The 218-nt window shown below is 50.9% G+C and carries 1 rRNA gene; it reads left to right on the top strand.

Annotated elements, in window-relative coordinates:
- Window positions 1-67: ribosomal RNA gene (locus GCM43_RS25695) — 16S ribosomal RNA — on the top strand; the annotation flags it as partial.
- Window positions 68-218 lie beyond the last annotated feature (151 nt).

The raw sequence follows: 218 nt of genomic DNA, 5'->3' as shown, positions 1-218 counted from the left end.
ATTCGTGACTGGGGTGAAGTCGTAACAAGGTAGCCGTATCGGAAGGTGCGGCTGGATCACCTCCTTTCTAGAGTTTGCACGAAGCAGTAATGCTTCACCATCAAATGTTCACACTTATCGACTGTTAGCTGAAGAAGAAACAGTAGTCGTCAGTAGCACCGCGTTGGGGCTGTAGCTCAGCTGGTTAGAGCACCGTGTTGATAACGCGGGGGTCGTTG

The organism is Janthinobacterium aquaticum, assembly GCF_009208565.1.
GTDB lineage: Bacteria > Pseudomonadota > Gammaproteobacteria > Burkholderiales > Burkholderiaceae_D > Janthinobacterium.
Note: the sequence above shows the minus strand (reverse complement) of the source record. Positions and strands in the feature narration are given on the sequence as shown.